The organism is uncultured Cetobacterium sp., from assembly GCF_947038635.1.
Classification (GTDB): domain Bacteria; phylum Fusobacteriota; class Fusobacteriia; order Fusobacteriales; family Fusobacteriaceae; genus Cetobacterium_A.
The window spans coordinates 1-8,574 of sequence record NZ_CAMQXC010000094.1 but is presented as its reverse complement, the minus strand read 5'-3'; the positions used below and the strand labels follow the sequence as shown (position 1 = coordinate 8,574).

8 protein-coding genes are annotated in these 8,574 nt (G+C 31.0%); all 8 read right to left on the bottom strand.

Translation table 11 applies throughout. The annotated features are described in order from the left end of the window. On the bottom strand, positions 1 to 517 hold a 517-nt coding region (locus tag Q0V08_RS08865), incomplete at its 3' end, for an Hsp33 family molecular chaperone HslO (protein WP_297434024.1). Between the two features lie 11 nt (positions 518 to 528). Further along, positions 529 to 1,026 carry a helix-hairpin-helix domain-containing protein gene (locus Q0V08_RS08860; RefSeq protein WP_297434022.1) on the bottom strand — a complete coding sequence of 166 codons (498 nt, stop codon included), beginning with the start codon at positions 1,024 to 1,026 and terminating at the stop codon, positions 529 to 531. Position 1,027: 1 nt separating this feature from the next. Beyond that, on the bottom strand, positions 1,028 to 2,428 hold the full coding sequence (locus Q0V08_RS08855; protein WP_297434020.1) for a coproporphyrinogen III oxidase: 1,401 nt from the start codon (positions 2,426 to 2,428) through the stop codon (positions 1,028 to 1,030). A gap of 15 nt (positions 2,429 to 2,443) precedes the next feature. Continuing rightward, on the bottom strand, positions 2,444 to 3,247 hold the full coding sequence (locus Q0V08_RS08850) for an undecaprenyl-diphosphate phosphatase (RefSeq protein WP_297434018.1): 804 nt from the start codon (positions 3,245 to 3,247) through the stop codon (positions 2,444 to 2,446). An 11-nt stretch (positions 3,248 to 3,258) separates the two neighbouring features. Then, positions 3,259 to 4,254 (bottom strand): ADP-glyceromanno-heptose 6-epimerase, encoded by a 996-nt coding sequence (gene rfaD / locus Q0V08_RS08845; RefSeq protein ID WP_297434016.1) that lies wholly within the window; start codon positions 4,252 to 4,254, stop codon positions 3,259 to 3,261. Further along, positions 4,251 to 5,108, bottom strand: coding sequence for a PHP domain-containing protein (locus Q0V08_RS08840; protein ID WP_297434013.1), 858 nt, complete (start codon positions 5,106 to 5,108; stop codon positions 4,251 to 4,253). The genes rfaD and Q0V08_RS08840 overlap by 4 nt, the downstream gene beginning before the upstream one ends. Positions 5,109 to 5,164: 56 nt before the next feature. Continuing rightward, positions 5,165 to 5,902, bottom strand: a complete 738-nt coding sequence (locus tag Q0V08_RS08835) for a hypothetical protein (protein ID WP_023052132.1) — start codon at positions 5,900 to 5,902, stop codon at positions 5,165 to 5,167. Between the two features lie 9 nt (positions 5,903 to 5,911). Further along, positions 5,912 to 8,533: a preprotein translocase subunit SecA gene (gene secA / locus Q0V08_RS08830; RefSeq protein WP_297434011.1), complete on the bottom strand. Its 2,622-nt coding sequence runs from the start codon at positions 8,531 to 8,533 to the stop codon at positions 5,912 to 5,914. Positions 8,534 to 8,574 lie beyond the last annotated feature (41 nt).

Here is an 8,574-nt window from a genome sequence, read left to right as displayed (position 1 = left end):
TCATATATCCACCAGCTGATCTAACTGTTGTTTCATTTTCTAAATCTACACCTAAAGCTATTACTGTAGGTGTTTGCTCTGAAGTCACATAGTAATAAGCTATATCATATGCAATCTCTCCACTTTCTATTGTTGATACTCCAACATAAGGATCTTTTAATCCTAAATCTTTGATAACATTTAAAGTTCCTCTTCCTACTAACCCTTGAACATCTGGTTGTCCATTTTCCTTAGCTGGTAAATCTGCTTCTGGATTTGAAACATAACCTTTTACTCCATTATTGTCAACTGTTACTACCATACTTGATAAAGGTCCATCTGTCATTGTTCTAAGTGTTAATATGTCATTTCCCTTTAACGTTGCTCCCATCATAACTCCAGCTGAAAGAAGTCTTCCAAAAGCTGATATAGCAGTTGGACTACATTTATGAATATCTAATGCTTCCTGTACAATATCTTTTGTATCTACAAGAACAAATCTTGCATTTTTACTTACACCTCTAATTAATCTACTCATTTTTTTCACCTCTAATAATCAATATAATCTTTTAACTCTTCATATTTTTTGCTAGAAATAATTTTTTTTAACTCTAAATTACTCCTAACAATACCATTTTCATGATATTTTCTAATATTTTGTATCTCTTTTTTACTAAATCCATAATATATTAAAGCTTTATCATCTGCCTTATTAATATTAAATCTATTTAGTCTAATACCTTGCGGTTCTTTAAACTTTACTTTTAACTTTTCATAAGTTTTTTTTCCAATTCCAGATATTCTAGTCATTTCGTTTAATCTTTTATATCCACCAGTTATATCTCTATACTCTATTATCTTATCCACATAACTTTGAGATATTCCAACTTTCAACATATCACTTTTACTTGCTTTATTAATATCTAAAAGTAAATTTTGAGCATCTAGTGTATTTTTACTTTCAATAACTTTAAATTCACTTTCAATTATTCCATAAGAAAAAGTTGATATGAATAAAATTAAAATTGAAAGAATTAACTTTTTCATATTATATCTCCTTAGAAAAAAGTTTTATCTTTTTATTGTGCCTCATTTTCATCTCTGCAATATATAGTGCTGGATCTTTAGGATTAACTAATCGTTCTATTTGATCAATGTATTCTGTTTCTTTATGAATAGCTTTACTTATTGCTCCACCACCAAGACCCATAGTTTGTTGATTTTCTTCTATCATCTCTATATTAAATCTAGATTCAAATCCAGGAATAGAGTATCCTACGTTTTCTCCCCAATCCAAACTATTTTTTTGACGATACATATAGTAAGGTTCCATTCCTTTTCTTTTTACAAGTTCACTTATTGCATTTTCAACTAATATTCTTTCAACTTCAGATTCCTCAAAGTCTTCATGATACAAAGGTGACCCTTTCTTTTTAGCTAGAGCGTGAACTGTTAAGTTTTCTATGTCATATTTCTTAAGCTCATTTAAAGTACTCAATATATCTTCAACACTTTCACCAGGTAATCCCAATATTAAATCCATATTCAAGATAAATCCAATCTCTTTTATATCTCTATATACTTCATCAAAATGTTCTCTATTGAAAGTTCTATTTAAATCTTTTAAAGTTTGCTCTTTAAATGTCTGAGGATTTAAACTTACTCTATCTACACCGTATTCTTTAAGAATCTCTAATTTTCTTTTGGTTATAGCATCCTCTCTTCCAGCTTCAAAAGTAAACTCTTTTAAATTTGAAAGATCTATATTTTTATGAACTGCTTTTAAAACTTTTTCAGTATCTTCCTCTGTTAAAATACTTGGTGTTCCACCACCTATATACAATGATTCGTATTTATAACCTTTATTTTTTGAAAGTTCTCCCACAAGTTCAATTTCCTCTAAAAGAGTTTCTACAAATTTTGGATAAAAACGCCCTAAACTACTGTTTATTTCATAAGATGCAAAAGAACAATATCTACATTTAGACGGACAAAACGGAATACCTATATACATATTCATCGCATCTTTATTTAATAATCTTTCCTCTGTTTCTATTACTCTCATTAAAAGATCTATTTTATCCAAATTAGCAAGGTACATATTATTTAAAAGTTTTGTAACTCTTTCTTTTGAAAACCCCATTTGCATAAGTCTTCTAGTCATTTTAGTCGGTCTTACACCAATTAAACTTCCCCATGGATAGTTTTTATTAAGAGCTTTTAATAGTCCACCTTTTAACATTATTAAATTTTGATCTTCAATTATATGCTCTAAATTTTCCTCTTCCATTATAGCTTCTTTTCCATCTATTTCAGCTTTTACGATTATCTTATTTTCTTTATAACTTACTTCACCTTTTATATCTTTACCTACTTCTTTAGGTAACATAATTCTTACAAACTCCTCTAAACTTTTTTCACTTAGAGGAAAGTTAGTAACTACTGACACTTAAATACCTACTTCCTATTTCATTAATAATAAAACTAAAATTCCAATTATGATTCTATATACTCCAAAAGCTACAAAAGTTCTCTTTTTTATATATCCCATAAACCAATTAATAACAACATACGCTACAACAAAAGAAACTACAGATCCTACTATTAAAAGTTGCCACTCTAATATTGTAAAGTTAAGCCCATTTTTTAGAAGCTTTAGTAGAGTTGCACCCGCCATTGTTGGAATAGCTAAGAAAAATGAATATTCTGCTGCTGCTGCTCTAGATACACCTAAAAGTAATGATCCTACTATTGTCGCCCCTGAACGCGATGTTCCTGGAATCATGGCTAAACATTGGAAAAATCCAATTGTAAAAGCTAATCTATATGACATCTGCTTTATTGAAGTTACTTTACCTTTTAAATTTTTTCTTTCAACTAAAATAAAAATAATACCGTAAAGTATAAGCATACTTGCAACTACTGTTGTGTTATCCATAAAAAATTCAGATATATAGTCATCTGCTAATAACCCAATAACTCCTGCAGGTAAAACTCCCACAATTATTTTTGTCCATAGAGAAAACTTCTCTTTAAACTCCTCTTTTGTTTTTACAAAAGGTGTTAAATCTTTCCAAAAGTAAGCTACAACTGATAAAATAGCACCAAATTGAATAATTACTAAAAAGTTATCCATAAAACTTTTAGATACAAGTGGAGAGTTTATAAATCTCTCCACCAATATCATATGACCCGTACTACTTACAGGAACAAACTCTGTCATCCCTTCTACAATTCCCAGTATAATAACTAGTAAAAATGGATTCATTTCATCTCCTCCTATAGGTAACTATCCTCTTTTTTTAGATATTTTACATAGTCAGCTACTCCATCCTCTAAAGAACAGAATTCTTTAGTATACCCTGCTTCTTTTAATTTTCTCATAGAAGCTTGTGTAAAGTATTGATATTTTCCTCTTAAATCCTCTGGCATTGGAACAAACTCTATTACTTCTTCTGTTTTTAACTCAAAGTTTCCACTAGCATTTTTCATAGTTTCCATTGATAAATCATGGAAGCTTCTTGCTTCTCCTGTTCCTATATTATAAACTCCTGATGGAACTTCATTAAACATACAGAAATATAACATATCAACAACATCTTTAATATAGATAAAATCTCTTAACTGCTCTCCATCTCTGTATCCCTCTTTATGAGATTTAAATAATTTCACTCCACCATTTTCATTAAATTGATTAAATGTATGGAATACCATTGAAGCCATTCTTCCTTTATGATACTCTTGCGGTCCATAAACATTAAAGAATTTAGCTCCTATCCATTGTTTTGGAGCTTTCTCTTGCTTAAATGCCCAATCATCAAAGAATTTTTTAGAATATCCATATTTATTTAATGGCATTAATTTTTTTAATTCTTCTGGAGTTCCTTCATCACTATATCCTTGCTCTCCTCCACCATAAGTCGCTGCTGAAGATGCATATACATATACAATATTTCTATCAGCACAGAAATCCCATAATTTTTTTGAATACTCATAGTTATTCTTCATTAAAAGATCTCCATCTCTTTCAGTTGTTGCTGATATAGCTCCCATGTGTAAAACTGCTGTTACTTTACTTGCGTTTTCTTCGTTTTCAAGCCATGCAAAAAGCTCATCTCTATCACACCAGTCAGCATAATCTCTCTTTCTTAAATTTAGCCATTTTTCCTCAGTTCTTAATTTATCAACAGCTAATATATCATTTATTCCCATCTCATTTAATTTCCAAATATAAGCACTTCCTATAAATCCAGCTGCTCCTGTTACTATAATCATTTTACTTCCTCCTTGCTTTCTCTTTCTAATAAATCTTTTATATCCTCTTCAGTAATAGAAGCGTGAGCAATATCCACTCCCACTCTATTGCCACCATGAAAATCTGACCCTCCAACTTTTAATAAACCTTTTTCTGTAGCCAGTTTTCTATAATATTTAATCTCTTTAGATGTATATGAACTATACTCTACCTCTAATCCGTCTAACCCAGCCTCTGAAAGAATATCTATTATCTTTTCCGTTCTTTCTCTTGAATCACAAATTAAACCAGGATGAGCTAGAGCTGAGATTCCATTGCATTCCTTTATAAGTTTTATAATCTCAATTGGATCTGAGCTTCCTTTCTCTACATACGCTACACCATTTCTTCCTAAGTACTGCTTGAAAGCTTCACCTTTTGAATAAACAAATCCTTTATTCATCATAACATTACATATATGAGCTCTACTCACGATAGTTCCAGTAGCTTCTTTTTCTATCTCTTCTATTGTTATCTTAAGGCCTAAATTATTTAATTTTTTAATAATTTTTTCATTTCTTTCTTTTCTAGCTTTTTTTAGCTCTATTAACTTTGACGCTAATTTTTCTGATTTGTCATTTAAAAAATATCCTAAAATATGAATCTCATACCCTTGATAAGAGCACGAAAACTCTATTCCTGGTATAAATTTTAAATCTAGTTCACGAGCTATCTCTTTCCCCTCAGAAATACCTTCCATTGTGTCATGGTCTGTTATTGCTATTCCTTTTAAACCAATATATTTAGCTCTTTTTAAAAGCTCTTCCACAGTAAATGTTCCATCTGAATATGTTGTATGAGTATGTAAATCATACCTTTCACTTAAATCCTTCATAAGACTCCTCCCTTAAGTAAAAATGGCACCTTTATCTCTAAAGGCGCCACAGTTTTTTAGTCATCCCACTTTTCTAATTTTGAAAAATACTCTGAATAAGCAAGGTATAAAGCCTTTGCATTTATATTATTCTTCTCTAACTTTGTCTTCTCTTTTTTCTTGTAAATATCATTTACTTGTACAACTCTAGGAGATACCTCTACAAAATACCATGATTTCGAATCGAAGAACTCTCCTCTTTTTATAAACTTATTTAGAAGTTTTCTAAATCTTTTTATCTCTTTTTCTGATAAGTCACTCTTTTTAGAGAATTCAACTATTTCAGCCCACTCCTCTTTTGTAGCAACTTCATTAGCTATGTGATTAGATGGGTTTGCCATTCTAACATATGATTGAGTTACCATATATTTAGCTAACCCTGCAGGGTCTTTAAAATTTTCATCTTTTAAATAGTACTCTCTTGGAAGTTTTTTCACAGTTTTTTCTAGAATAGAGTTAAACTGCTCTTGATCTGCTTCTGTTATCTCTCCCTTTGTCTTTAAAGAATCTAAAAATTTTACTTGTTTTTGATCTAGTTTTTGGTTTCTTGCTAAATAGCTTATTGGTTGGTCTGCTCCATACCAATCTTCTAATTCAGACTCTCCTATTATTACTGTACTAAATGTTTCTTCCCAGTTTTTCATAGCTACTGTATCAACTTTATACTTCTCTTGTAAATTAACATTGTTTTTATTTAGCGAGCTACATGCTGTTAATGCAGCTAACATTGCAACTAGAACTATAGTTTTTTTCATTTTTCCTCCCTACACTCTTCCACAACATTTTCCGTATATTTTTCCACTTCCACACTTACAATCTGAATCAAAATCTAATTCCTCTTCTACCCCTGGCTCTACAACTTCCTCTTCAGGATTTTTAACAACAACCTTAAACATATATGATGTTGCCTCTGTTTTTATTGTTGATAACATTCTAGAGTACATATCTCCAGATATGATTTTATACTCTACTAATGGATCTTTTTGTCCATAAGATCTTAAATAGATTCCCTCTCTTAAAGCGTCTAAAGCTTTTAAGTGTTCTCTCCATCTAGCATCTACAACTTCAAATAAAACATATTTTTCTACTTTTCTCATGATTTCAGGAGTTATTTCTTCCTCTTTTTTCTCATAATCTTTCTCTATATCTCTATATATTTTATCAGCATACTCTTCAACTGTTAAAGCTTTATATTCTTCCATATCTGTTATTTCATATCCATACTTTTCAAGAAGAGCATCTTTAACTCCAACAATATCCCACTCATCCTTAAACTCACCTACAAATCTTTCTACAACTATGTCAGAAATACTTGATTTTAACATTCCTAAAATTGTTTCTTTTAAGTCTTCTTTCTCTAAAGCTTCGTTTCTACTTGCATAGATAGCTTCTCTTTGCTTATTCATTACATCATCAAATTCAAGAAGATTTTTTCTAATTCCAAAGTTTCTTGATTCAACTTTCTTCTGAGCATTTTCAATAGCTTTGTTTATCATTCTATGTTGGATTGATTCTCCTTCAGGTAATCCAAGCTTCTCCATAACTCCTTGAATTCTTTCAGATCCAAATAGTCTCATAAGGTCATCCTCTAAACATAGATAGAATTCAGATGCTCCTGGGTCTCCCTGTCTTCCTGCTCTACCTCTTAGCTGATTGTCTATTCTTCTAGACTCATGTCTCTCTGTACCTAAAATAAATAATCCACCTGCTGAAATTACTTTTTGCTTTTCTTCTTCACATTCAACTTTATATTTATCTAAAATTACTGGATAATTTCCAGCATCTCTACTTCCAATCTCTGCAATAGCTCTAAACTCTGGATTTCCTCCTAACATGATGTCAGTTCCTCTACCTGCCATATTAGTAGCTATTGTTACAGCTTGATATCTTCCTGCTTGAGCTACAATCTCAGCCTCTTTAGCGTGTAATTTAGCATTAAGAACGTTGTGAGGGATACCTTTTTCTTTTAATAATTCAGAAAGTTCCTCTGAACTTTTTATTGATACAGTACCAACTAAAACTGGTTGTCCTTTTGCATAAAGCTCTTCTATTCTTTTTATAATGGCATCTGTTTTCTCTTTTTTTGTCTTATAAACCAAATCAGGAAAATCAACTCTCTGTACAGGTTTATTTGTTGGTATTACAATTACCTCTAAACCATAAGTATGCATAAATTCTGCTGCTTCTGTTTCAGCTGTTCCTGTCATACCAGCTAATTTATCATACATTCTAAAGTAGTTTTGAAGAGTTATTGATGCAAGTGTTTGATTCTCTCCAGCAACATTCACTCCCTCTTTTGCTTCAATAGCTTGATGAAGACCATCAGAGTATCTTCTACCTTCCATGGCTCTTCCAGTAAATTCATCAATTATAACTACTTCTCCCTCTCTAATTAAATAGTCTCTATCTTTTATAAATAGTTCCTTTGCTTTTAAAGCTTGATTTAAATAGTGAGTTAACTCAACGTGCTCTGGCGAGTATAAGTTATCTATATTTAATAATTGTTCAACCTTTTTAATCCCTTTATCTGTTAAAACTATGTTTCTAGCTTTTTCGTCTACTTCATAGTCGCCCCATTGCTCATCAGGAATATTCATCTCTTTTTTTGTTTTAGCATCTTTTATTTTTTCTGTTTCAAAACTTCTATCTAATCTAAAAGCTACCTGACAGAATATAGAATACCATTTTGTCGTTTCTGAAGCCGCTCCTGATATGATTAAAGGCGTTCTAGCTTCATCTATTAATATTGAGTCCACCTCATCAACTATACAGAAATTTAATGGTTTTTGAACCTTATCTTCAACTTTATTAACCATATTATCTCTTAAATAGTCAAATCCAAATTCAGAGTTTGTACCATATGTAATATCAGCTTCATAGGCAGCTTTTCTTGCTGCATTTTCCATTCCATTTACAATTACCCCTGAAGTTAATCCTAAAAACTCGTAAACTCTTCCCATTAACTCTCTATCTCTTTGAGCAAGATAATCATTAACAGTTATAACGTGAACCCCTTTTCCACTTAAAGCATTTAAATAAACTGGAGCTGTTGCAACTAGTGTCTTTCCTTCTCCTGTTTTCATCTCTGTTATTTTTCCTTCGTGAAGTACAATTCCACCAATTAATTGTACATCATAGTGTCTCATTCCATGAACTCTTTTTGATGCCTCTCTTACAACTGCAAAAGCTTCAACTAAAACATCATCTAATGTTTCACCTTTTTCTAATCTTTGTCTAAATTCGTAAGTTTTCCCCTTTAACTCATCGTCTGAAAGCTTCTCTATTTCAGGTTCTAATGAGTTTATCATTGTTACTAATTTCTTGATTCTTTTAATCTCTCTGTCATTTCTTGTACCGAAAATCTTCTTTAATAAATCTCCAAACATCCTTACGTCCTTCCTAGCTTTATTGTGCTTATTTGTTACTC